General features: G+C 59.7%; 19 protein-coding genes. 10 read left to right on the top strand and 9 right to left on the bottom strand.

The window, feature by feature from the left end; translation table 11 throughout:
- Window positions 1–3: 3 nt before the first annotated feature.
- The 7 genes from C8D82_RS01900 to C8D82_RS01870 form a co-directional block, all read right to left on the bottom strand.
- On the bottom strand, window positions 4–708 hold the full coding sequence (locus tag C8D82_RS01900; protein ID WP_116882662.1) for a type II secretion system protein: 705 nt from the start codon (window positions 706–708) through the stop codon (window positions 4–6).
- Window positions 709–725: 17 nt separating this feature from the next.
- Window positions 726–1,868, bottom strand: a complete 1,143-nt coding sequence (locus tag C8D82_RS01895) for a substrate-binding domain-containing protein (RefSeq protein ID WP_116882573.1) — start codon at window positions 1,866–1,868, stop codon at window positions 726–728.
- Window positions 1,869–2,078: 210 nt separating this feature from the next.
- Window positions 2,079–2,831 carry an EI24 domain-containing protein gene (locus C8D82_RS01890; RefSeq protein WP_116882572.1) on the bottom strand — a complete coding sequence of 251 codons (753 nt, stop codon included), beginning with the start codon at window positions 2,829–2,831 and terminating at the stop codon, window positions 2,079–2,081.
- Entirely contained in the window at window positions 2,828–3,379 is a 552-nt protein-coding gene (gene lspA, locus C8D82_RS01885) for a signal peptidase II (protein WP_116882571.1), read from the bottom strand. The genes C8D82_RS01890 and lspA overlap by 4 nt, the downstream gene beginning before the upstream one ends.
- Window positions 3,366–3,767 carry a TraR/DksA family transcriptional regulator gene (locus C8D82_RS01880; RefSeq protein WP_116882570.1) on the bottom strand — a complete coding sequence of 134 codons (402 nt, stop codon included), beginning with the start codon at window positions 3,765–3,767 and terminating at the stop codon, window positions 3,366–3,368. The genes lspA and C8D82_RS01880 overlap by 14 nt, the downstream gene beginning before the upstream one ends.
- Before the next feature lie 117 nt (window positions 3,768–3,884).
- Complete coding sequence (ychF, locus tag C8D82_RS01875; RefSeq protein WP_116882569.1) at window positions 3,885–4,985, bottom strand: redox-regulated ATPase YchF; 1,101 nt, start codon at window positions 4,983–4,985, stop codon at window positions 3,885–3,887.
- 102 nt (window positions 4,986–5,087) lie between these two features.
- Window positions 5,088–5,522 carry an exosortase system-associated protein, TIGR04073 family gene (locus tag C8D82_RS01870; protein ID WP_116882568.1) on the bottom strand — a complete coding sequence of 145 codons (435 nt, stop codon included), beginning with the start codon at window positions 5,520–5,522 and terminating at the stop codon, window positions 5,088–5,090.
- Between the two features lie 349 nt (window positions 5,523–5,871).
- Between C8D82_RS01870 and queF the strand changes: the two genes are divergently transcribed.
- From queF to C8D82_RS01830, 8 genes are all read left to right on the top strand, one after another.
- Window positions 5,872–6,300, top strand: coding sequence for a preQ(1) synthase (queF, locus tag C8D82_RS01865; RefSeq protein WP_116882567.1), 429 nt, complete (start codon window positions 5,872–5,874; stop codon window positions 6,298–6,300).
- Window positions 6,297–7,523, top strand: coding sequence for a bifunctional glutamate N-acetyltransferase/amino-acid acetyltransferase ArgJ (gene argJ, locus C8D82_RS01860; RefSeq protein ID WP_116882566.1), 1,227 nt, complete (start codon window positions 6,297–6,299; stop codon window positions 7,521–7,523). The genes queF and argJ overlap by 4 nt, the downstream gene beginning before the upstream one ends.
- A gap of 68 nt (window positions 7,524–7,591) precedes the next feature.
- Window positions 7,592–8,398 carry a phosphoribosylformylglycinamidine synthase subunit PurQ gene (locus C8D82_RS01855; RefSeq protein WP_116882565.1) on the top strand — a complete coding sequence of 269 codons (807 nt, stop codon included), beginning with the start codon at window positions 7,592–7,594 and terminating at the stop codon, window positions 8,396–8,398.
- A 436-nt stretch (window positions 8,399–8,834) separates the two neighbouring features.
- Entirely contained in the window at window positions 8,835–9,890 is a 1,056-nt protein-coding gene (locus C8D82_RS01850; RefSeq protein ID WP_165832771.1) for a GntR family transcriptional regulator, read from the top strand.
- 11 nt (window positions 9,891–9,901) lie between these two features.
- Window positions 9,902–10,690: a prepilin-type N-terminal cleavage/methylation domain-containing protein gene (locus C8D82_RS22035; RefSeq protein ID WP_116882563.1), complete on the top strand. Its 789-nt coding sequence runs from the start codon at window positions 9,902–9,904 to the stop codon at window positions 10,688–10,690.
- A gap of 29 nt (window positions 10,691–10,719) precedes the next feature.
- A complete protein-coding gene (locus C8D82_RS01840) occupies window positions 10,720–11,814 on the top strand; it encodes a hypothetical protein (RefSeq protein ID WP_133245015.1) in 1,095 nt (364 codons plus the stop codon).
- A 56-nt stretch (window positions 11,815–11,870) separates the two neighbouring features.
- Window positions 11,871–14,207 carry a hypothetical protein gene (locus C8D82_RS01835; protein ID WP_116882561.1) on the top strand — a complete coding sequence of 779 codons (2,337 nt, stop codon included), beginning with the start codon at window positions 11,871–11,873 and terminating at the stop codon, window positions 14,205–14,207.
- Between the two features lie 210 nt (window positions 14,208–14,417).
- Window positions 14,418–15,725 carry a citrate synthase gene (locus tag C8D82_RS01830; RefSeq protein WP_116882661.1) on the top strand — a complete coding sequence of 436 codons (1,308 nt, stop codon included), beginning with the start codon at window positions 14,418–14,420 and terminating at the stop codon, window positions 15,723–15,725.
- Window positions 15,726–15,906: 181 nt separating this feature from the next.
- On the opposite strand, the gene C8D82_RS01825 is transcribed toward C8D82_RS01830, so the two are convergent.
- Together C8D82_RS01825 and C8D82_RS01820 are read right to left on the bottom strand one after the other, a co-directional pair.
- Window positions 15,907–16,824: an NAD-dependent epimerase/dehydratase family protein gene (locus C8D82_RS01825; protein ID WP_116882560.1), complete on the bottom strand. Its 918-nt coding sequence runs from the start codon at window positions 16,822–16,824 to the stop codon at window positions 15,907–15,909.
- Window position 16,825: 1 nt separating this feature from the next.
- Entirely contained in the window at window positions 16,826–18,034 is a 1,209-nt protein-coding gene (locus C8D82_RS01820; RefSeq protein ID WP_165832770.1) for a Gfo/Idh/MocA family protein, read from the bottom strand.
- A 277-nt stretch (window positions 18,035–18,311) separates the two neighbouring features.
- On the opposite strand from C8D82_RS01820, the gene nifJ reads away from it, so the two are divergent.
- Both nifJ and C8D82_RS01810 read left to right on the top strand, forming a co-directional pair.
- Complete coding sequence (gene nifJ, locus C8D82_RS01815; protein ID WP_116882558.1) at window positions 18,312–21,836, top strand: pyruvate:ferredoxin (flavodoxin) oxidoreductase; 3,525 nt, start codon at window positions 18,312–18,314, stop codon at window positions 21,834–21,836.
- Between the two features lie 230 nt (window positions 21,837–22,066).
- Window positions 22,067–24,076, top strand: a complete 2,010-nt coding sequence (locus C8D82_RS01810; protein ID WP_116882557.1) for a TrkH family potassium uptake protein — start codon at window positions 22,067–22,069, stop codon at window positions 24,074–24,076.
- Window positions 24,077–24,086: the final 10 nt, after the last annotated feature.

Raw genomic sequence — 24,086 nt, 5'->3', positions numbered from 1 at the left:
GGCTTACCAGACCCATTCCAATGCACTGCCCCACCAATTTCCTTTTGTCCATTTCTCAAATTGTTCCTGCCTGCCCGTTGCCGCGACATGTCCGTCGGCCCAGGCGATGTTGACCCGCTGCGGATTATGAACCGCCCAGGACAAGGCACTCCAGCCATTCTGTCCGGACATGGAAAGATTGAAGCGGGCAACCTGTGAATTTCCCTCCTCTGTAACCCGGCCGTCCACAATCAGCAGAAAATTGCTCGGATACCTGAGTTTCTTGAACAGCAGGGTTGTTCCGTCACTGTTCAGAATCCTGGGACTGGAACCGTCCTCCTCCGAACATTTTTCACCTACGGAGAACAGACAGTCCACATTAGCCGCATAGCTGTGAACCCAGACCTGCTCCTCAGCCGTAGTTACGTCACGCTTAGGCAGATTATCCGGACAACGCGCCAGTTTTTCAGAAACAGGCAGCATTCCAGTCTCGGTCAACGCCCTCATAAAACCCTGGTGAGAAGGTTTATTCTGCTGCATTATCATGGCATCTCCATACGAGATGCTGTAAGAGACGATGGCACTCGCGATCTGCTTCTGATTATTAAAACAGGCTGTACTTCTGGCTTTCGCACGGGCCTTGTTCAACGACGGCAACAGCATACTCGCAAGTATGGCGATGATGGCAATAACAACCAGCAATTCAATTAACGTAAATCTTTTATTCATTCCTTTTCCCTTCCACATTAAAGGTTTATGTTACTCCGACTGTTTTTTCTCCAGTTGCCGGGAGAAGTACCGAAACGTTTTTGAAAAGTTGAAAACATTGCACAGGCCGTCGGGAAGCCCGCCCTCCGGGCCACCTCCTCCATCGGCCATGCGCGTTCCATCTTCAGGTAGCTGCACGCATTCCGGAGCCGTTGTTCCAGCACGAACTGCTTCGGAGAAATCTTCAGGTTCCGCACGAAGAGTTTATACAGCGCCGACTCCGAGGTATGGAAACGGCGGGCGGCTTCAGCCACCGAAAACGGTTCGCACGCATGGTTGCGGAAATACTCAATCATCCGGATCAGTTCCGGATTCTCCACCGCATAAAAATCGGTACTCCGCCGTTCGACCACCAACGGCTCCGGCTTCAGGAACAGCGCCCCTTCGGGAGCTTCCGTCCCATCAATCAGCTTATCCAGCTCCGCCGCCGCCAACTGTCCAAGCTCATAAAGGCGGCTGTCCACCGAGGAGAGCGAAACCGATGCGGCCATGCAGACAAGCTCATCGTTTCCCACTCCCAGAATCGCCAGTTCGTCGGGGACCGCGATTTTTCCCCAGAATGCGGTGTTCAGCAGCTCAGCCGCATCCCAGTCATTTTCACAGAAAACCGCGCAGGGTTTCGGCAGTTCGCGAAGCCAGCCGAGCAGCTCGGCCTCCTCCCGCTCCGCCGCCCGGTACGGACTCAGGTCGCAGCAGGCAAAACCGCTGCGGCGCAACCGGTCCCGGAATCCGGTCATGCGGACCGAATCGCTGTAAACCGCATAGTTCCGATGCCCGGTGCCGAGAAAATACTCCGCCGCCAGCGTACCGATCGCATAGTCGTCCTCGCGTACCACGCGGCACGGAATCCGGGGATTCCGGATGGGCACCAGCGAAACCATCCGTGTAGCATCCCAGGAGCGGGCGGCCAGCACCTCCTCGGTGGCGCTGTCGGTATAGGCGTTCCAGAAGCTGGAGATGATCCCGTTGCCGCGCCAACGCCGCAGAATTTCCCGCAGCTCCCCGCCGCGGTGGATCAGCAAGTGCCAATTGTGGGCGCGGGCGTAATCGGCAATACCCTGCGTGAGCTTTTCCAGATGCCATGCCAAAGCGAGCAGAACTGTTTTACGCTCCTTTTCCATGAAGACCGTGATCCCGGATATACCGTTTTTGTAGTATCAGTTATAGTTTTCCATCTTTCTTTATATTATACCCGAAAAAAACGCCTGTGCCAATACCGTTTTTCATATTTTATCTATCACTTTCCGTACATCCTGCAAAGAAAATACGGTAAAATGCGATGAAAACCCGGACAGAGAAAAGCGAAGACAGTGCAGTCGGAACTCGTATTTTCAGAACTCCGGCAAAGATGTGTCCCGCAGCCGCTCGTGAAAGAAGATCGAGCCGCCGAGCGCGAAGCCGGGGAGCAGAAACACCGCCGCGAACGGAATCAGCAGCAACAGATAGGAAAGCCCGCCGAAACCGACCACGGCCGCCCGATGCAGCCGGGCGCGGCGGCGGACCTCACGCACATCGATCCGGCGTGCAAAAGCACTGCTGAACGCATAGTTCAGGCCGAACCGGTATCCCACCACCGCCACTGCCGGAATCAAACCGGCCACCGGAATCAGCAGAGGCGGGATCAGCAGCAGCAACGCCCACACCGCCGTGCCGCACGAGTACGACAGCGACTGCCCCAGATAACGGAAATTCTCCCGCCACGAGAGCGGGCGCAGGCGTTCGCCATAGGTTCTTTCCTCAAACCGGATCACCAGTTCATCGAAGAAAATCGCGCCGAGCGCTTCAAAAAGCGTGGTCAGCAGCAGCAGAGAGCAGAGCGTGGCGCCCGCCAGAATCGAAATCCAGATCAGGACCCGCCCCACGTAAACCAGCCAGCGCAGGGCGGCCCCCCACGCCGCCGGGTCCGGCAGCAGCAGGTCGGTCAGGTACGGAATGCCCCAGCCGATCAGCCCGGCCATCACCAGCAGATAAGCCGCCAGCAGGATCAGGATCGGAATCAGGCCGTATTTCCACAGTCCCGGAGAGGTGTAATAGGCGGCGATTCCCCGCCGCAGACACCCCATTCCGTACCAGATCTCACTCATTCCGACGCACGATCCCCCGGATCGTCCGCCGCCTTGCGCGAAGGACGCAACAGGCTGGAAAGCACGAAAATCCCGACGCCGACGCAGATCGCGATGTCCGCGATGTTGAACACCGGCCAGTGGTAAGCCTCATAGTAGTGCAGATCGAAGAAATCCACCACCGCGCCGCGCCAGATGCGGTCAATGGAGTTGCCGACGACTCCGCCGAGGATGATGAAGATCGCGAAGTAACGCTCCGGGTATCCCTCGGTCAAATAACGGAAGAACCAGAGCGCCGCCGCCGTGACCAGTGCGGCGATCAGCAACAGAAACCAACCGTAGCCGCTCAGAATGCTCCAGGCGGCTCCGTAATTCCGGACATAGGACAGATTGAAGAAATTCTCGATGACCACCCGGCTTTCATGCAGCATGAAATTGCGCTCGACCAGGACCTTGGTCAACTGGTCGAGCAGCAGAATCGTACACGCCGCCGCGACAGCCGCACCGATTACGGTGCGCTCGCGGGGGGAGCCGGTTTCAACCGGCCGAAAGCAATTACCGGGGGACATGCCATCCCTGCTTTTCGTGCATCTCCTTGCACTTCACGCAATAGACGGCATAAGGACGAATCGCCAGACGGCCTTCGGAAATCGGCTCGCCGCACTCCTGGCATTTGCCGTACTCGCCGTCGACCAGACGCTTGATCGCATCTTCGATCAAACGGAGCACATCGCCCTCTTCGGAGAGCAGCTGAAGCTCCATCTCATGACGGGAATTATCCGAAGAGACATCCGCCATATGGGTCGTCACACCGCGCTTGTCGGCATTGCTGCAATCGAGAGCGTCCTCAGCGTGATACTGCATCTGCCCCAGAATCATGTCGCGGGCATGCATCAGAGCATCGTAATGCTCTTTGTCCTTGCCTTCAAAAACCAGTTTGCCGGTCTTTTTCGCCATCTGTGTTTCCCTATCGATAAACCTTGTTTGATACACTGCACCGGAGCGATCGCACAATACGATCCTCGCACCCTCCACTTCACGGGTCCGATTAATATAGCGTATCTTTCCGGTTTTTCAAACCGAGAAACGAACATGAATCACATCGCCGTCCTGAATCAGGTAATCTTTTCCCTCGATCCGCAGTTTTCCGGCCGCCTGCGCCTTCGTCCAGCCGCCCGCGGCGACCAGGTCCTCATAGGAAACCGTCTCCATCCGGATGAAGCCGCGGCAGAGATCGGTATGGATCTTCCCGGCAGCCTGCGGCGCCGGAGTGCCGCGCGTAACCGTCCAGGCCCGCGACTCCATCGGGCCGGCAGTGAAGAACGTGATATAATCGAGCAGCCGGTAACCGGTCTTGATCACCCGGTTCAGCCCGGTCTCCCGGATCCCGATCTCCTCCATGAACATCGCGGCATCCTCGGGTTCGAGCTGGCCGAGTTCATCCTCCAGCTTCGCGCAGACCGGAACCACCTCAAGGCCGTGCTGCGCAGCATACTCCGCCAGATGCTTCGCCTTGGGATTCGCATCGAAATTCTTGAAAGTCTCCTCGTCGGTATTCGCGCAGACGAAAGCGGGCATCAGCGTCAGCAGTTCGAACGATTTGACCAGAGCTGCGACCTTCGGATTATCCTTGTCGTAAGTCGGAATCTTCCCTTCGCCGAGCTGTGCGGCCATCTCCTTGACCAATTCCAATTCGAGCTTCGCGTCGGCGTCGTTGGAACGGGCCAGCTTGTGGGCGCGGTCGCGCCGTTTTTCCAGCACGTCCAGATCGGCCAGCATCAGCTCGGTCATGATCACCTCAAGGTCGTTGACCGGGTCCGGCTCCGCGTCGACATGCACCACATCGGGATCGTCGAACAGACGCACCACGTGCGCAATCGCATCCACGCTGCGGATATGGCCGAGGAACTGGTTGCCCAATCCCTGCCCCTGGCTCGCCCCCTTGACCAGACCGGCGATGTCGATGAACTTCAGCGTGGAGGGCACGATCCGCCCGGAGTGTTCCAGATCGGACAACACTTGCAGCCGCTCGTCCGGCACCGGCACAATGCCGGTATTCGGCTCAATCGTACAGAAGGGGAAGTTCGCGGCTTCCGCGCCGCCTTTGCACAACGCGTTGAACAACGTGGATTTGCCCACATTCGGCAAACCGACAAAACCACAGGAAAAGCTCATAGTCTCACTCAGTCAAAATAGTTATGATCAGCAATCAAAACGTCCGCACCGGTAACAATCCGGTGCGGACACATTTGAAACACGATTCCGGTTCCGCGGAACTCAGTAGCTCTGCGAAACGATCGAATTCTCGTCGTACACGAAGTTGAACGCATTGTGCTTGATGTCGACCACGTAGGCCGGACGCATGATCGGGCCGTATCCGGCGCCGAATCCGGCCGGATCATCCGGGCAGTCCGGCAACGGGAACGGGAACGTCACGATATCGACCACGCCGACCACTTCACGGGCGATCACATAGCAGACCCCCTTCAGCGGACCGTAAGTGACTCCGGCGATGCCGCCCTGCTCCTGGGTCACATCCCACCCCTTCATCAGGAGTTCGAGCGGACCGAACGCCACATTGGCGATGCCCCGGCCGAGCTTCTCCACCGGTTTCATGATCCACGGATCTCCGGGCGCCGCCTGGCAAACCGACCCGCCGATCATCATCACCGCCAGAACAGCGCCAGCCAACACACTCTTACCGAATCTCATCTTTGGTCAACCCTTCATGATAAATTTCACGTCAAACGAACGCTTTTCAATTACCGAAAAAATCAATTACACGCTGCAATATAATTTTACTGCCCGGAAAATGCAAGAGTCAAAAAGCACAATTCTTTAAAAAAAGGCGGATTCCGGATTTTCCGCCCCGCAGACGGCCCGGAAAATTCCATTTTCACCGCAAAATCCCCATGCGTACGGCCGCCTCCGGTAAGCAGTTTCCGCGCGAAGTGCGCAAAAAGTTCTTCATTTTTTCGCTTTCCTGTCGAAATCCCTCCGAACCGGTGCTATGTTATAGGGCAAAGTATCGTTTCATCACCAATTTCACAGGTAAACCCATATGGACAAAAGTTCAAAAGAGCGTTTCGACGGCCTGACGCTGCTGTCGGCGTCGGAACGCAACTATCCGACCAGGCCGGAGGAAGCCCGGCTGGAAGCGTTCCGGAACGTCTATGCCGACCGCGACTACATCATCGAATTCGACTGCCCCGAATACACTTCGCTCTGCCCGGTCACCGGCCAGCCCGACTTCGGCCATATCATCCTGCGCTATGTGCCGGACAAACTCTGCATCGAGAGCAAGTCGCTCAAGCTGTATTTGTATTCTTTCCGCAACACCAACACTTTTCACGAGGAGTCGGTCAACACGATCCTCGACGCGGTGGTCAAAACCTGCGCGCCGCGCAAAGCCGAGGTGATCGGCCGGTTCCGGCCCCGCGGCGGCATCGCCATCAACGTCAAAGCTACCTATGGAGGAGCGATCGAATGAGCAAGTTCAACTGGATCGACGGCGGGTCCGTCACCTCCGTGCCCGGCTTCAGGGCCGCCGGAGTCACCGCCGGTTTCAAACGCAGCGGCGCACCGGATTTCGCGATGATCGCCTCCGACGTGCCGGCCAATTTCGCCGGGGCCTTCACCAGCTGCACCTTCGCGGCGGCTCCGGTTCAGGTCTGCCGCAAACGGGTGCTGGAGTCGGAATACCTGCGCGCCGCCGCGATCAACAGCGGCAACGCCAACGCCTGCACCGGCGCGACCGGCATCGCCAATGCCGAACGCACCTGCGAACTGGTCGCGGTCCGGCTCGGCGTCAAGCCGGAGGAAGTCGCGGTTTCCAGCACCGGCCGGATCGGCGTGCAGATGCCGATGGCCACCATCGAGCGCGGCATCGACCTCGCGGCGGCGGCCCTCAGCGACAAAGGCGGCCCGACCGCCGCCGAAGCGATCATGACCACCGACACCGTGCCCAAATCGGTCGCGCTGCAGCTTGAAATCGGCGGTAAAACCGTCACGATCGGCGCGATGACCAAAGGCGCCGGCATGATCGATCCGGCCATGACCGTGCCGCATGCGACCATGCTCTGCTACATCACCACCGATGTGAAAGCCGACAACGCGCTGCTGCGCGACATGATCGGCGCGAACGTCGCGGATTCCTTCAACCGGATTACCGTCGACGGCGACATGAGCACCAACGACACCACCATCGTAATGGCGAACGGGCTTTCCGGCATAGAACTCAAGGCGGGGACTCCGGAGGCGGCGCTCTTTCAGGAAGCACTGCTCACGGTGATGCAGGACCTCGCCCGCCGCATGGTGATGGACGGTGAAGGCGCGACCAAATTCGTGACCGTGAAGGTCGTCCACAGCCGTTCCAAAGAGAATGCGAAGCTCTGCGCGGAAGCGGTCGCCAATTCGCTGCTCTGCAAGACCGCCTGGTTCGGGGGCGACCCGAACTGGGGCCGTGTGGTCGCGGCGCTGGGTTATTCCGGCGCGACTTTCGATCCGGATAAAACCGACATCTATTACGACGGCATGCCGGTGGTCCGGCAGGGCGGCGATGCGGGAACTCCCGAATCCGCCCTGTGCGGCATCGTGAAACAGCGTGAATTCACCGTGCTTGTCGACCAGAACGAAGGCGACGCCGAATACTGGGTCTGGACCAGCGACATCTCCTACGAATATGTGAAGATCAACGCGGATTACCACACGTAGAGCCGGGCCGTCCCCCGGGAATTTTCGAACAGATACTGTGTATGAAATCAAACAGCAACGGATAAGACATGAAAAAATCGGATATCAAGGTTCTGGTCATCACCGGCTTCGGCCTGAACTGCGAGCGTGAAACCGCCGCCGCCTGCAAGCTGGTCGGCGCCGCTCCCGAACAGGTCCACCTGAACGACCTGATCGCGGGCAGGCACAAACTTGAGGAGTATCAATTCCTGGTCTTCATCGGCGGCTTCAGCTTCGGGGACCATCTCGGCAGCGGCACGGTTTTCGCGAACCGGGTCAAGTTCCGGCTTCACGACCAGCTTGAGAAGTTCGTCGCCGACGGCAAACTGGTGATGGGCATCTGCAACGGTTTCCAGACCCTGACCCGCCTCGGCATGGTTCCGGCGCTCAACGGCGACTACTTCAGCCAGACCGTCGCGCTGGCCCACAACGACAGCGGCGTTTTCCGTGATGACTGGTGCACGCTGAAGGCCGATCCGGCTTCGCCGTGCGTGTTCACCCGCAATATGGAAACCGTCCGGCTGCCGCTGCGCCACGGCGAAGGCAAGTTCGTCGCCGATCCGGCGGTACTGGCCGAAATCGAGGCGAAGCACCTCGCGGCGGTCCGCTATGTGAATGACGACGGCACGTTGGCGACCGAATTCCCGGCCAATCCCAACGGCTCTCTGAATTCGATCGCGGGCGTCTGCGATCCCACCGGCCGCATCTTCGGCCTGATGCCGCACCCGGAGGCGTTCCTGTCGCCGTACAACTCGCCGACTTGGACCGCCGACAAAGCCGCCGGCAAGGTGGCCGAGGAGGGTGACGGCGTCGCCTTCTTCCGTAACGCGGTCGACTACATCGCCGAAACTTTCTGAACTTGCTGCAGACGCCTTTCACGATGATGGAAAGGCGGCTGACCGTTGCCGGAAACGGCAGACGCGGTGTGCGCCCGGGAGTATTTTCCCGTCCCGCACACCGCGTTTGTTATTTTTTCCGGTCTCCGGCGGCTTCGCGCTGTTCGCTGCGGCTGACCTGATCGAGCCGCAGCGACTGCGGTTCGAGCCTGTCGCCCGGGCCAGTCAGTTCCCTGAGCGAAGATTCCGGAAGACGTTGATAGGCGGGCCCGGCCGCGGACCTTCATCCCGTAGAAAGCCGGGGCATCAGGACGAAAGAATATTGGCCCCCCGCGCATAGTATTTCTGGTTATTTCTGAAAAACCGTGCACATTTTTTGGAATGACCGTGCACAATCGTCATAATATATATGTATGAATACAGATGAATGCATAATCGAATATCAGGAGTCTTTCAGATGAATCTGCCCCCCAGGCAACGGATGGCGCGGGAACTTCGGGAACGGTGCAGGCAGCTTCCCGGCGGCAGCCGCCTCGATACCGTACGCAAGCTGATGGAGGAATACACCACCAGCCAGCGTACCGTCGAACAGGTCCTCAACGAACTGGCTGCCGACGGGCTGCTGGTGCGCCGTCCCGGCTCCGGCTGGTATGTCCGGGATAATTCGGCGGAGAAAGTGCGGCGTTATCTGCTGATCTTTCCGGCGTGGCCCAGCCCGAACTACCGGGAGCTGGAGAGTGAATTCCGCCGGCAGGCGGACGGCGCCCGCTTCAAGGTCGATACCGTCAACCTGAATTATGATGAACAGTTTTTCCGCAATATCCGGGTCGAATCCTACGACGCGGTGATTGTGACGCCTCCCGCCGGGCCGCTGCTGCCGCATGACCTGGAGATCATTTTTTCATGGCGCATCCCGGCGGTGCTGCTGCGTGAAATCGGCGACCTCGGGCTCTCGATGGCCAGCGGGCAGGCCCATTCCGGCGGCGCTCTGGCCGCGTCGCGTCTGATTTCAGCGGGGCACCGCAAGCTCGCGCTGCTGCTGACCGAACCGGAGGCGGACACTTCGGACGCCCGGCTGCGCGGCTTCCTCGACTTCGCCCGTTACAGCGGCGCGGAGGTGGCCGTGATCTCTTCCCCGCCGGCGCCGGGCGGCAACACCGACGGCATCAGTTACCGGGCGATCGACCGCCACCTGAAGGAGCATGGGCTTGACTTCACCGCGCTTTTCCTGCAGTCGGCCGCCGCCGCGCTTGAGGTTTACAAAGTATTCAGCGACCACGGCCTCCGCATCCCGGACGATGTGAGCGTGATCGCCCATGATAATGTCACGCAGGCCGGTTACCTGAATCCGCCGTTGACCTGTATCGGCTCCATGAGCGGATACGCCGGAACCGTTTCCGGAATCCTCGCCGGACTGGACCGGGTTCTGAAGCGTGAAATTCCTTTTTTCCACCTGCGCGATGAACCCAAACTGGTGGAACGCAAATCCATCCGCGACCTGAACACCAACTGAAAGGAGCCATCATGAAACACGCACACGCATTCGCAAAGCCGTCCGCGATCAAGGGCAGCCGGAAAGAAAGTCGAGTCATCTCATTCACCCTTATTGAATTGCTCGTGGTGATAGCGATCATCGCGATCCTGGCATCGATGCTGCTGCCGGCGCTGAACAAGGCGCGCAGCCGGGCGCAGTTCATCACCTGCACCGGCAATCTCAAGCAGCTCGGCACGGGCATGATGCTCTACGTGAACGAGAACAACGACAATTTCATCTCTTTCCGGCGGGCGGACGGGGGGCGCGATCTCAACGGCAACTGGCATTATGCGATATCCGACCTGATCACCCGCCTCCCCAATGAGGACGGCAACAAACGCAGTGAAATCTACTGGTGCCCGCTCGACCGGATCAGAATGCTGGGAGAAGCCAAGCAGCAGCTTTTTGAGAACCGCCGCATCAGTTACGGCTACAACAACCAGCATCTTCCATTCAAGAAGATATCAAGGGTGCGCACTCCGGCCACCACCATCGGCCTGATCGGGGCGGCGGTTTCGCCGAACCTCACCACCGGGACGTATGCGCAGACCGGGTATTATTACGCTTTGAGCTGGCATGACACGAGTAATCCGCTTGCGTTCACCCGCCATGACGGCCGCGCCAACGTGGTGTGGCTTGACGGGCATGTCGCGGCGGTCGGGAGTCCCAACCACCTTTACAACGGCCTCTATTCCAAAGGGATTCTCTACAACAAATTCGAGAACGACAACCGCTGGACCATCGACGGAACCAAGTGGACCGCGGCCAAAGACAACTGATTTCAGAAAAGACAATGGAGAAGATTTCGATGAAGATGGTTTCTTCAAACTGGCTTGAACAGCGTATCCAAATTGCCGGGCGCATGGTGTTTCTGCCCTACTACACCTCTTCGCCGTGGGGAAAGCAGGAGGAATATTTCGTGTTTTTCTCCGCGCTGCCGGATTTCAGCCGGGCGTGGCTCCACACCTGGTCGCCGCGGCGGGAGTGCATGACCGCCGAATTCGAACTGGTGAACTGGCGGGGGATCAGGCGGGAGCTGCTGAGTGAACTGCTGCTGTGGTCGGTGCTGATTCCGGAGCGGCGGCTGATGGTCGTGCCGTTTCCGGGAAAGCTGTTTACGGTATCGGTCGACACCGGAGAAGCCGTGGAAGTCCGAGGGGGCTTCGAGCCGGAGCGGATCATGGTGTCCGGCAATCTTTCGCGGAACGGGAAATATCTGGTTTACGGCTCCTGCCGCTTCGGGGCGGCCGTACAGGAGCGGGTGGGCGTCACCGTATTCGACGCGGCGACCTTTGCCGAAGTCGGCGCCTGTGAATTTCACGGATTCCATGCAGCTCATTTTCAGTTCATCGGCGATTCGGAGTGGCTGCTTTTCGCCCACGAGGGAAAGACCGAGGGAATTTCCGACCGGCTGAACCGGTTGAACTGGCGGACCGGCGAGCGGCAGGTGCTGCACCGTCACGAGACCGCGCCCGACGGGACCTTGCTGGAGTGCATCGGGCATGAGATGACCGGCGGCGATACCGTCTGCGCAGTGCGTTACCCGGTCAGCAGGCTGCCGGGCGCGCTGCTGACGATGCGGACGGACGGGAGCGGATATGCCGCACTGGATTGCGACGATTACTGGCACTGCTCGTGCAATGCTTCCGGAACGGTATTTGCAATGGATACGATGTGGTGGGGCGCCGCGAAGCGCCGGACGCCGGGTGAAATGGATATCATCCGCATCGACAGCCGCGCGGGGACGAAAGAGATCGTCAAGACGATCCATTCGGATTCGGCGGTGCAGTATCGGCATCCCCATCCGCAACTCAACGCGGCGGGCGACCGCCTGCTTTTCATTGAAAATTCCGACTTGGAACCGAATCTGGCTTCCGTCACGCTGAGAAGCATGGTCTGCTGAACAAAGAAAAGAGAACCTGTCTGCCGTTGAATTGTTTTGAACATAAGGAGTGACCGATGATTGTTATGATTTTATTCCGGCGGCTCGCCTTGGCGGCCTGTTTTCTGACTCTGGCGGCGTCGGCGGAAGTGACGCTGCGGCTTGATTCGTGCCGCAACGCTTCCGCATGGGGCTGCGGCAACGGCGCTGAATTCAAGGGGGCGAAAGTGTCGCTTGTCGATTCTCCCGAGGGGTTGAAACTGGGATATGATTTCACCGGCGGCGGTAACTATGTGACGCTGCACCCCGGACGCCTCTCGGTCGGGACGGCGCGGAGCTATTCCTTCACCCTGAAGCCGGAACAGGATGTCTCGATCCGCTGCCGGCTTCTGGATGCCGACGGCCGCTGGTTCCAGAGCCATGCCCGCACGGTCCGGGGCGGCGGGGAAAGCGTCTATGAGATTCCGGTCGTCGGCAAATGGCATTCCGCGTGGGGAGGCCGGAATCCCTCCGCGCCGCAGCCGAAACTGCCGCTGCGCTCTTTGTCTCTGATGGTGGACCGGCACGGATCGCTGCCGCTCTCAGGGAATGTGCTGGTCAGCGGCTTTTCGGCGAAACTCGACGACGAGGCCGCACCGAAAACCTTCAGGGCCGAACCGTTTCAGAAAAGCGGCTGCGGCTGGACGGTGGACGGCCGCTGGATTGAACAGCCCGGCGGCGCGCTGCTGGTGATCACCGCCGAACCGCAGGGAAAACGGAATGCGCTGTTGACCGTCACGATGCCCCGTCCCGGACGCGACGCCGTGCAGCGGTATGAGCTTGATGCGAAGCACGGCAAACAAATTCTCGCGTACCGGCCGGATTTCATCGCCGGCATCAATCCGCGTAATTGCTACAGGTTCCGGCTTGAACTGGAAGGGGACGGTGAACGGTTCGCCTTCTCCTCTCAACTGGCCGGGCTTCAGGCTGAAGCCGTGAACCTCGGAGCTCCCCGCTCCAGCCGGGAGATCGGGAAATCCCGCTTCGGAACCTGCGTGCACTTCAAATACGCCGCGAAGCCCGCCGGAGCCTTCAAAGGGTGGTATGATTACCGGCGTATTCTCGACGAGATCGAAGCGTGCGGTTTCAAATACATCCGGGACGGCGTCGGTTACGCAACCGGCAGCGACGGGCGTTATCTCGCCGTCGACGACCACGGCAAAAATGTGCTCCGGGAGGCGAAGGAAAGGGGGATTGAAATGATCCTCGAATTCGAGCTGCGCGCCAACCAGACCGTCGAACAGCACCTGAACAAAGTCGAAGTGCTGGTCCGCGACACCCGCGACTATGTGAAAATCTATGAAGTGGGCAATGAACCGCACAATTTCGGCGAGTGGCGCAGGAAGTATCCGGGCAGCTGGAACGGCTACGAGGCGAAGGACGGCTCCATCTCCCGCTGGGTCAGGGAGCATCTCAACTACACCAACGCGGTCACCGACCATCTCAAGCGGCTCTATCCCGAAGCCACCGCGATCGGGCTTGGCGCCTGCGCCCCGACCAACTTCCATTACCTGACGCTGGATGTGACTCCGAACCTCGACGGCGTGGTCGAACATCCCTACACATTTTCGATGCCGCCCGAAACGGTTCCGTTCGGCTGGGGCTTCGAGAAGCGCGACGGCATCCGGATCGGCGACCGGGAACACACTTTCGCCGGACTGGTCCGCTCCTACAAGGAGCACTTTAAAAAGACCGGGCGCGACCGGCAGCTCTGGGTCACCGAGTTCGGTTTCACGAGCTTCTGGTTCAACGGGAAGGTCGAGGGCCGCCAGTACGCCGGTTTTTCCGAGCAGGCGCAGGCGGAGTACCTGATCCGCCGTTTCATCGAAAGCCTTGCGCTGCCGATCGAAGTCACCTGTCAGTACGACTTCATCGACGACTATGACAGCCAGGAATCCGGGGAGGAGGCCAATTTCGGGCTGCTCCGCAGCGATTTCAGCCGCAAGCCGGCGTTTTACGCGGTGCAGCGCATCAATTCGCTGTTTGCCGGGGCCGAATCCGATCCGCAGGCGAAACTGACCGTGACCGATGCGCCGCTCCACCGCAGCATGAAACGCTCCGAACTGATCCGCGACTGGGACAAGACGAAGCTCGAAGCCGCGAACGGCGTGCGCCTCTATGCGTTCCGCAATCCGGAAACGCCGGATGAACGGCTGATCGCGCTCTGGTCGATGCTTCCTTACTCCGGGGAGTTCAACAACCGGGCGGTGAGCTTCGCGGCCGAAGGGCTGGAAACCTTCGGCCGGCAGCCGGCGGTCGGCATCAACCTGATGACCGGCGAAAGTTTCGACGTGGAGTATAAGCGCGACGGCGGCCGGCTCGTTTTCGAACGGCTCCCGCTGAAAGCTCCGATGCTGATCAAGCTCTTCCGTTGATTTCCGCCCGGAAACGGCCCCCGGTTCCGGGGGCGTTTTCATTCTGTGAAAATCGTGTGTTATCGGGAATTTCCGCTTGAAAAACGGTGCTTCCGGTGCCATATTATGCGGATGTAGCTGAAGGAAAAGCGGCGGCGGAGTGTTTCGGCATTTCCGGCGTCCGCGCCAATGAAACAGGAGCGGTAATTTTTGCAGAAGGAGGATTCCGATATGAACGAGAGTCCCGGTTATGTGACACTTGAGGTCGAGGGCAAGGCGATTAAACTGCCGGTGGTTGTGGGTTCCGAAGGCGAAAAGGCGATCGATATCGCCGGACTGCGCCGACAGACCGGCTACGTCACGCTCGACCCGAGTTTCATGAATACCGCCGCCTGCTACAGCCAGATCACCTTTGTGGACGGCGAACGGGGCATTCTGCGTTACCGCGGGATTCCGATCGAGGAGCTGGTCCGCAAGACCATGTTCGTCGAAGTCGCCTATCTGCTGGTCCACGGCGAGCTGCCCAGCGAGGAACAGCGCCGCAACTTCTCGACGATGCTGAACCTCAATTCGATGCTGCACGAGGATATGCGCCACTTCTTCGACCATTTCCCGAGGGGTGCGCATCCGATGCACATTCTGTCGACGATGATCAACGCCCTGGCGGCCTTCTATCCCAACGTGGACCTGAAGTCGATGGAGGACGACATCGACGTTTCCACCGCGCGGTTGATTTCGATCGTGCGTACGATGGCGGCGTTCGCGTACAAGAAGTCGATCGGCGAACCGGTGGTCTATCCCCGGCACGACCTGTCGTACTGCGCGAACTTCCTGAACATGATGTTCGATTCGCCGGTGCGCCCCTACCAGATCCACCCGGAAGCGGTGCGGATTCTGAATATCCTGTTCATCCTGCATGCGGATCACGAGCAGAACTGTTCGACCACCGCGGTGCGGGCGATCGGCAGCGCGCAGGTGAATCTGTACGCGACGATTTCGGCGGGCATCTCCGCGCTCTCGGGGCCGCTGCACGGCGGAGCCAACCAGGCGGTGATCGAAATGCTGCAGATGATCCACGCCGACGGCGACGTGAAGAAATTCATCCGCCTGGCGAAGGACCGCAACAACCCGTTCCGGCTGATGGGCTTCGGGCACCGGGTCTACAAGACCTACGACCCGCGCGCCGCGATCATCAAAAAGGAGTGCGACGCGTATCTCGAACGGATTCACTACAAGGACCCGCTGCTTGACGTGGCGCGCGAAGTGGAGGAAGCCGCACTGACCGATCCGTACTTCGTCGAGCGGAATCTGTATCCCAACGTGGACTTCTACACCGGCATCCTGTACCGGGCGCTGGGCATTCCCGAGAACATGTTCACGGTGATGTTCGCGCTGGCCCGCCTGCCCGGCTGGGTGGCTCACTGGAAGGAGATGATCGGCGGCGAAACCAAGATCGTCCGGCCGCGCCAGATCTACATCGGCAAGACCCCGGCCGAAACCGCCGGAGTGATGGAGAGCCGCGAGCTTCTGATCCGCTGATTGAACCTGCAACCATCGGCGGCCTGTTTTCTGATCACGAAGACAGGCCACTGTTTTTTTGTATTTCTCCGAGGAGGCGGGTATTGCAGGAAAGCGTTAGAAACTGTGAAAGGACAGAGTGTAATTAGCGGAAAGGCAAGATACGTTCCCGGCCGCAGGACCGGGAGCGTGTGATTCCGGATTATTTTTTCAGGCCCTGGAAGTAGGCGACCGTGGCCGCCATGCCTTCCGCGAAGCTGCAGGAAGGTTTGAAACCGGTGGCTTTGAGCTTGTCCACCGCCGCCATCGAATGCTTCACATCGCCGATCCGTTCCGGCAGGTATTGGATTTCCGACTTCGAACCGGTCAGGCGGATGATCTCCTTCGCCAGGTCGTTGATCGTGATCTTCCCGCCGTAGGCCACGTTGTAGACGCCCGAAAAATCATGGGTCGCCATGAAAACGTTCGCCGCGACGATGTCCTTCACGTAGATGAAGTCGCGGGTCTGCTCGCCGTCTCCGAAGATGGTCAGCGGCTCGTTCGCGACCGCCTTCGCGGTGAAGATCGGCACCGCCGCCGCATAGGCGCTCTTCGGATCCTGACGCGGCCCGAACACGTTGAAGTAGCGCAGGCATGCCGTTTTCAGCTTGCCGGTGTCGTTGAACATCTTGCAGTAATATTCACCGTCGAGCTTGGTGATCGCGTAGGGGCTTTTCGGTTCCGGGAACATCGTTTCGACCTTCGGCACGACCGGATTGTCGCCGTAGATCGCCGCCGAAGTCGAGAAACAGAGCTTCTTCACGCCCGCTTTGGCCGCTTCCTCCAGCACGATCAGCATGCCGGTGTTGTTGATGTCGATGCACTCGATGATCTTGGTCATCGATTCGGGCACGCTGATCATCGCGGCGAGGTGGAACACGTAATCCACGTCCTCCATCGCCTTCGCAACCGTGATCCGGTCGCGGATGTCGCCCTCGATGAATTCGACGTCGAGGCCGTCAAGGTTCTTTTTGAAGCCGGAACGCAGGCTGTCCAGAATCCGGACCTCCGCCTTCCCCTGAAAATACTCTGCAATATGGCTGCCGATGAAGCCGGCGCCGCCGGTGATGAGTACGCGCATTTTACTTTTTCTCCTCCGCACGGGCAAAATCCCAGTTTTCCAGATAATCCGGCAGCGCCGGAACGTTTTCCACCATGCCGCCGTTGCGGATCGAATCCGCGCCGCAGCAACCGGCCGCAATGCTGTAACGCGCCGCCTGCGGCGTCGACCACACGTCATATCTGCCGCGGAGCGCGTCGATGAAACTTTGAATGATCAGCGGATCGGCGCCGCCGTGGGTGCCGTCCGACGCATCGACGCGGCAGGTGATGTCGCCTTCCAGACGGAACGCGTCAACTCGTCTGGTCCAGACCTGAATATCGCTCTTCGGGGAATAGTCGCCGTAATTTTCGAGCCGTCCCTTCGTGCCGATCACGGTGTAGTTGCGGCAGGCGTCCGGAGTGTAGTGGCACTGCTCGTAGCTGGCCAGCACGCCGTTTTCCAAGCGCATATTGATCATATTGAGGTCTTCCACCTCGACCGTCGGGTACATATCCTTCTGCTCCAGCGGCGGCCAGTGCGAATTTTTCCAGTGGGCGGCGATGCCGTCTTTGACCCGCTCCTCGCCTTTCGGACGGCGCGGCAGCTTGTCGTAGACCGACAGGTTGCCCATGCCGCTGACCTGCACCGTGCGCGCCCCGGCCAGCCAATGGATGATGTCGATGTCGTGCGCGCCCTTCTGCAGCAGCAGGCTGTTGCAGAGCCGCTTCTCGGCGTGCCAGTCGCGGTAGTACGCATCGCCGCCGTAGCTGATGAAGTGACGGCACCAGACCGCTTTCACCTCGCCGATCACACCGGAGTCGATAAGCTCCTTCATCTTGCGGGTGAACGCCATGTAGCGCATGTTGTGGCCGATCACCAGCTTGGTTTTGCTGCGGTAGGCCGCTTCGAGAATGCGATCGGCGTCGGGGATGGAGATCGCGACCGGCTTTTCCAGATAGACCGGCACCTTGCGTTCGAGCGCGTAGACCGCGTGTTCCATGTGTACGAAATCGGGACTGGTGATGATCACGCCGTCGAGATTTTCCTTATCGATCATTTCGCGGTAGTCGGCGTACAACGCAGGCCGGACGCCGAACTTCTCCTGATAGCGGTCGAGGAACATCTTCTGCTGCTCCGGATACGGTTCGGCTCCGGCAACGATCACCGAACCTGCGCCGGGCTTGTGGGCGTTGTCGGCCAGCGTGCCGCGGCCGCAGCAGCCGATAATGCCGATTCTCAGGTCTTTCATTTCCAAACTCCTGTGTGAGGATATCTTGTCGGTATTGCAATACAATATAGACTCGAAACCGCAATTGCCAAATGGAAAAATCATCATTCGTTATGGATTTTTCCGCAATCGGCCGGATAAACGGGCCGGACAGTCCGAAAAAAGTCGGCTGCGGCATTTGAAAAATACGGGATGAAGGTGTAGATTCTATGGATAAAAATGTGAACCGGCGTTTTCACCGTCACACTTTTCGTAAAAGAAACCATACTTTTACCATACCAAAACCAATGGAGGAATCATGGCAAAGAAAATGCTGACCATCGACGGGAACTACGCTGCGTCGTACGTTGCGTACGCATTCAGCGAAGTCGCGGCGATCTACCCGATCACCCCGTCCTCGACGATGGGCGAGTACGCCGACACCTGGGCCAGCCAGGGTCTGAAGAACATGTTCGGTGAGAAGCTCGAAGTCGTGGAAATGCAGTCCGAAGCCGGCGCCGCGGGTGCCGTGCACGGTTCGCTTTCCGCGGGTGCGCTGACCACCACCTACACCGCTTCGCAGGGTCTGCTGCTGATGATCCCGAACATGTACAAGATCGCCGGTGAAATGCTCCCGACCGTCTTCCACGTTTCGGCCCGCGCCCTGGCCGCCCAGTCGCTGTCGATCTTCGGCGACCATTCCGACGTGATGAGCTGCCGTTCCACCGGTTTCGCGATGACCTCGGCCGCGTCCATTCAGGAAACCCACGACCTCGCACTGGTCGCCCACCTCGCGACCCTCGAAAGCGAAATCCCGTTCCTCGCGTTCTTCGACGGTTTCCGCACTTCTCATGAATTCCAGAAGGTCGAGCTGCTCGACTATGCGGATATGAAGAAACTGGTCGACATGAAGTACGTCGAGCGCTTCCGCAACCGCGCGCTGCGTCCGGAAGCTCCCTACGCCAAGATGGCCGCCCAGAACCCCGACGTCTACTTCCAGGGCCGCGAGACCACCAACAAGACCTATGAAGAACTCCCGGCCGTCGTGCAGAAGTACATGGACAAGGTCGCCGCAGTCACCGGCCGTCCGCTCCACCTCTTCGACTATGTCGGCGCCGCCGATGCGGACAAGGTCATCATCGCGATGGGTTCCGGCTGCGAAACGATTGAAGAAGCGGTCGGCTATCTGAACTCCAAGGGACAGAAGCTCGGCCTGCTGAAGGTCCGGCTGTACCGTCCGTTCGCCGCCGACGTGTTCGTGAAAGCGCTGCCCGCGACCGTCAAAAAGGTCGCGGTGCTCGACCGCTGCAAGGAACCCGGCTCGCTCGGCGAACCGCTGTTCCTCGACGTGAAGGCCGCCCTGGCGGACAAGGACATCACCGTGATCGGCGGCCGCTACGGCCTCGCCAGCAAGGAGTTCACCCCGTCGATGGTGCTCGCGATCTACAAGCATCTGGACGGCAAGTGCACCCACAACTTCACCGTCGGCATCAACGACGACGTGACCGGGCTTTCGCTGCCGGTCGATGAAGTGATCGTCACCGAACCGGCCGGCACCACCGCGTGCATGTTCTGGGGCCTCGGCGGTGACGGCACCGTCGGTTCCAACAAGAACTCGGTCAAGATCATCGGCGACCACACCAATAAATACGTGCAGGCCTACTTCGTGTACGACTCGAAGAAGTCCGGCGGCATCACGGTTTCGCACCTGCGTTTCGGCGACAAGCCGATCACCAGCGAATACACCATCACCGCCCCGAACTTCGTCGCCTGCCATAACGCGGCGTACATCGGCCGTTACGACATGCTTTCCGGCATTGTCGACGGCGGCACCTTCCTGATCAACAGCGAACTCCCGGCCGACAAGGTGTTCGAGAGCTTCACCCGCGACATGCAGGAAACCATCGTCAGGAAACATGTGAAGGTCTACACCATCGACGCGCTCAAGCTCGCGCTCGAAGTCGGCAGCGCCAAGTACGTGTCGACCATCATGCAGACCTGCTTCTTCAAGCTGGCGAACATCATCCCGGCGGATGAGGCGATCGGCTACATCAAGTCCGGTATCGAGAAGAAGTTCAAGAAGAAGGGCGACGACGTCGTCAAGGAAAATCAGGCCTGCGTCGACCAGGCGCTCGCGATGCTGAAGAAGGTCGAAGTCCCGGCTTCGCTCGACGGCGTCGCCGCGTTTGAAGCGGTCGAAACCATCACCGACGACATGGGCGTGTTCGCGAACACCCTGATGAAGCCGATCCTCCACCAGAAGGGCGATGAGATTCCGGTTTCGGCGATGAGCTACGACGGCTCCATGCCGACCGCAACCTCCAGATTTGAAAAGCGCGGCATCGCTCCGAGCGTGCCGAAGTGGGATTCCGCGAAGTGCATCCAGTGCAACCAGTGCGTGATGGCCTGTCCGCATGCCGCGATCCGTGCCAAGCTGATCAAGGAAGCCGACCTCGCCGCTGCGCCGGCCACCTTCAACGTCGTCGACGCGAAGGCGGTCAAGGAGCCGGGCCTGAAGTTCCGTCTTCAGGTCTTCGTCGAAGACTGCACCGGCTGCGGCGTCTGCGTCGAAACCTGCCCGGCCAAAGAGAAGGCGATCACCATGACCCATACGCCGGACGAACGCGCCGCGGGCCAGAATGCGAACGCCGAATTCTTCCTGTCGCTGCCCGACAACGTGCTCGGCGGCACCAATCCGACCACGGTCAAGGGTTCGCAGTTCCTGATGCCGTACTTCGAGTTCAGCGGCGCCTGCGCGGGCTGCGGCGAAACTCCGTATGTGAAGCTGGTCAGCCAGCTCTTCGGCAACCGCATGGTCGTCGCGAACGCGACCGGCTGCTCCTCGATCTACGGCGGTTCCTTCCCGAGCCTGCCGTACTGCAAGGACAAGCAGGGTCGCGGCCCGGCGTGGGCCAACTCCCTCTTTGAGGACAATGCGGAATACGGTTTCGGCATGCGTATCGCGGTCGACACCAACCGCCGGCAGTTGATGAGCAACATCAAGCGCATCCAGGAGCTGGGTGTCTGCTGCGACCAGATGAAGGGCCTGCTGGATTACGCGGTCGCCAACTGGGAAAGCACCGACGACGCCGCGATTGAAAACCAGAAGAAGCTCGGCGAGCTCCTGCCGGTTGCGGTCGAGAAGTCCGAGGGCGAGCAGAAGGAAATCTACACCAAGATGCTCGAACTCAAGGATTACTTCGTCGACAAGTCGGTCTGGATCCTCGGCGGCGACGGCTGGGCGTATGACATCGGTTTCGGCGGCCTCGACCACGTCGTGGCGCAGAACCGCAACGTCAACATCCTCGTGCTCGACACCGAAGTGTACTCCAACACCGGCGGCCAGGCTTCCAAGTCCACCCCGATCGGCGCGGTCGCGCTGTTCGCGAACAGCGGCAAGCGGCTGACCAAGAAGAACCTCGGTTTCATGTGCATGAGCTACGGCAACGTGTATGTCGCGTCGATCTCGATGGGCGCGAACCGTCAGCAGGCGCTGACCGCGATCCGCGAAGCCGAAGCGCACAAGGGGCCGTCGATCATCCTGGCCTACGCGCCCTGTATCGCCCACGGCATCAACATGTCCAAGAGCCAGACCGAAGCCAAGCGCGCGGTCGAAGCCGGCTACTGGCCGCTGTACCGCTACAACCCGGCGGAAGAGCAGCCCTTCAAGTGGGAAACCAAGGAAGCCACCGCGAGCTTCCAGGAGTTCATCCGCAGCGAGAACCGCTACAAGTCGCTGTTCAAGACCGCCCCGGCGGATGCGGAAGAGCTGTTCGCCCGGGCCGAGAAGGATGCGCAGCGCCGCATGACCTTCTACAAGAACCTCGGCGAAATGATGAAGTAATTCGCAAACGCGATTTGTTTCAGGGCACCCCGGAATTTTCCGGGGTGTTTTTTTATGCAGTCGTACGCCGGCCGGGATTTTTCCTTCGGTACGAGGGTGACCGCCCCGGGAAACGACTGCTCCGCTGCAATTCTTCAGCCAAGGCCTGAGATTCCCGCCGTTTCTTTTGACAACCGCCGGTTGACGTGGTATGTTATAGGATTACTCACACATACTTTCGGGGATTGCAGATGAGACGCCTGACGAGCGTGAAACAATATGGCCTGATCGAAGGCGCATTGCTGGCGCTTGCGCCTTTCGCGCTGCTGATGGCGCACAACAAGGCGGGACAATTTCCGGCCCTGATGCCTCCGCTGGCCGCGTTCTTCACGGCGGGGTGCGGCCTCGCCGCCGCCCGGCTGCTCTTTTTGAATCCGCGCTACGGCAAGCTGTTCGGCTGGCTTTTCTGGATCGGTGCGCTGGTTGGTACGCTGCCGATTCTGATCGGCAATCCATTTGCGGCACTGCTTTTTGCCACATTCTTCATTATCTCCGGCTTTGCCCTGACTGATTTCAAGGTGGACTACCAGGAATTGCTTACGACTCCACGTGCCGAGCGCTGCCGCCAGCGCGCGGCGGGAGCGGCACTGGTGCTCGGCGGCGCGGTCCTGGTATCGGCGTCTCTGAACCAGCCGGATTATCTCGAAGCGCGCATGTGCTTTATTCTCAGCGCACTGGCTTCACTCTGGCTGCTGCTGCGCTGGGTCCGCCTCTCCCAGAGGCGTCACGTTTCCTGGTTTTACAGTGCGGCGGCGGGAATGCTCCTGCTGCCGTTGCTGGTTTCACTGGTTTCGGGACGGACGCGGGCGGTAGCGCTGTTCATCGCGCTGCTGATGTCCATCCCGCTGTACCGTTTCCGCCGGACGGCGGCTCCGCGCGAACACTGGTGGGAACTGGTATTGAACCATCCCGGCCGGACACTGTTCAGCACCTTCCTGACGCTCTGCACCTTCGGCGCGCTGCTGCTGAACCTCTCCTTTTCCACCGTCCGGCCGGAGATTCCGTTCATCGACAAGCTGTTCACCGCCGTCAGCGCGGTCTGCGTGACCGGTTTGAGCGTGCTCGACATCTCCAAAGAGTTCACCCTGACCGGCCAGATTTTCATCATGGTGCTGATCCAGCTCGGCGGACTCGGCATCATGACCATCGCGACCGCCGCGATGCACGCGATCGGCAAGCGGCTCAGTTTGTCGCAGGAGCGGCTGATGAGCTCGCTGACCGACAGCGACCATCAGGACCTGACCCGCTCGCTGAAACTGATTCTGAAATTCACCTTCATCGTCGAAGGCTGCGGTGCGCTGCTGCTGGCGGCGGGATTCATGCTGGATGGGTTCGCTCCGGCCACCGCGCTCTGGCACGGCTGTTTCACCGCGGTTTCCGCCTTCTGCAACGCCGGTTTCTCTCTGAACAGCGCCAACCTCGTGCCGTTTGCGCACAATCCGCTGGTGCTCTATCCGGTTTCGCTGCTGGTGGTCGCGGGCGGAATCGCTCCGGCCACCGCGCTGTTTCTGCCCGCCTATTTCTCGGGGCGGACGATCCCGCTGGCGGCGCGGCTGGCGATCACCACCACGCTGGTGCTGCTGGTCGCGGGAACTGTCTCCGTACTGATCTTCGAATGGGACAAGGGGCTGGCCGGCTTCGGACTGGCCGGCAAGATCAACAACGCCTGGTTCCAGTCCGCCACCTTCCGGACGGCGGGTTTCAATTCCATCAACGTCGCGGCGGCGACCACGCCGACCTATATCGTCATGATCCTCTACATGTTCATCGGAGGCAGTCCGGGCGGCACCGCCGGAGGCGTCAAAACCACCACGCTGGCGGTGCTGGCGATCACCTTCTGGAACAACGTGACCGGTTCCGGCGACCTGAACATCCAGAATCGGCACATCAGCCACTATATCGTCTACCGCGCCGTCACCATCGTGATGGCGAGCGGATTGGTGCTGCTGGCGGCGACAATGATGCTGACGATCACCCAGCCGATCGCCCCGCGCGAACTCCTGTTCGAGGTTACCTCGGCGCTGGCGACGGTGGGGCTGAGCATCGGGGCGACTCCCCAGCTGGACGGCATCGGCAAGGTGCTGATCATCCTGACCATGTTCATCGGCCGCATCGGCCCTCTGACCATGTTCATGCTGCTGGATGACGCGCACAGCCAGACCAATGCCCACTATCCGTATGCGAAAATAACCCTAAACTAGGAATTCAGAT

The organism is Victivallis vadensis, assembly GCF_003096415.1.
Classification (GTDB): Bacteria; Verrucomicrobiota; Lentisphaeria; order Victivallales; family Victivallaceae; genus Victivallis; species Victivallis vadensis.
Note: the sequence above shows the minus strand (reverse complement) of the source record. Positions and strands in the feature narration are given on the sequence as shown.

Excerpts from the sequence above, each read along its gene's own strand:
- queF (WP_116882567.1), top strand. The coding sequence starts at position 5,872 with ATGGACAAAAGTTCAAAAGAGCGTTTCGACGGCCTGACGCTGCTGTCG.
- C8D82_RS01840 (WP_133245015.1), top strand. The coding sequence starts at position 10,720 with ATGAAGATGGTTTCTTCAAACTGGCTTGAACAGCGTATCCAAATTGCC.
- C8D82_RS01890 (WP_116882572.1), bottom strand. The coding sequence starts at position 2,831 with ATGAGTGAGATCTGGTACGGAATGGGGTGTCTGCGGCGGGGAATCGCC.
- C8D82_RS22035 (WP_116882563.1), top strand. The coding sequence starts at position 9,902 with ATGAAACACGCACACGCATTCGCAAAGCCGTCCGCGATCAAGGGCAGC.
- C8D82_RS01835 (WP_116882561.1), top strand. The coding sequence starts at position 11,871 with ATGATTGTTATGATTTTATTCCGGCGGCTCGCCTTGGCGGCCTGTTTT.
- C8D82_RS01850 (WP_165832771.1), top strand. The coding sequence starts at position 8,835 with ATGAATCTGCCCCCCAGGCAACGGATGGCGCGGGAACTTCGGGAACGG.
- lspA (WP_116882571.1), bottom strand. The coding sequence starts at position 3,379 with ATGTCCCCCGGTAATTGCTTTCGGCCGGTTGAAACCGGCTCCCCCCGC.
- C8D82_RS01895 (WP_116882573.1), bottom strand. The coding sequence starts at position 1,868 with ATGGAAAAGGAGCGTAAAACAGTTCTGCTCGCTTTGGCATGGCATCTG.
- C8D82_RS01900 (WP_116882662.1), bottom strand. The coding sequence starts at position 708 with ATGAATAAAAGATTTACGTTAATTGAATTGCTGGTTGTTATTGCCATC.
- C8D82_RS01830 (WP_116882661.1), top strand. The coding sequence starts at position 14,418 with ATGAACGAGAGTCCCGGTTATGTGACACTTGAGGTCGAGGGCAAGGCG.
- C8D82_RS01825 (WP_116882560.1), bottom strand. The coding sequence starts at position 16,824 with ATGCGCGTACTCATCACCGGCGGCGCCGGCTTCATCGGCAGCCATATT.
- C8D82_RS01810 (WP_116882557.1), top strand. The coding sequence starts at position 22,067 with ATGAGACGCCTGACGAGCGTGAAACAATATGGCCTGATCGAAGGCGCA.
- C8D82_RS01820 (WP_165832770.1), bottom strand. The coding sequence starts at position 18,034 with ATGAAAGACCTGAGAATCGGCATTATCGGCTGCTGCGGCCGCGGCACG.
- C8D82_RS01880 (WP_116882570.1), bottom strand. The coding sequence starts at position 3,767 with ATGGCGAAAAAGACCGGCAAACTGGTTTTTGAAGGCAAGGACAAAGAG.
- argJ (WP_116882566.1), top strand. The coding sequence starts at position 6,297 with ATGAGCAAGTTCAACTGGATCGACGGCGGGTCCGTCACCTCCGTGCCC.
- C8D82_RS01855 (WP_116882565.1), top strand. The coding sequence starts at position 7,592 with ATGAAAAAATCGGATATCAAGGTTCTGGTCATCACCGGCTTCGGCCTG.
- C8D82_RS01870 (WP_116882568.1), bottom strand. The coding sequence starts at position 5,522 with ATGAGATTCGGTAAGAGTGTGTTGGCTGGCGCTGTTCTGGCGGTGATG.
- nifJ (WP_116882558.1), top strand. The coding sequence starts at position 18,312 with ATGGCAAAGAAAATGCTGACCATCGACGGGAACTACGCTGCGTCGTAC.
- ychF (WP_116882569.1), bottom strand. The coding sequence starts at position 4,985 with ATGAGCTTTTCCTGTGGTTTTGTCGGTTTGCCGAATGTGGGCAAATCC.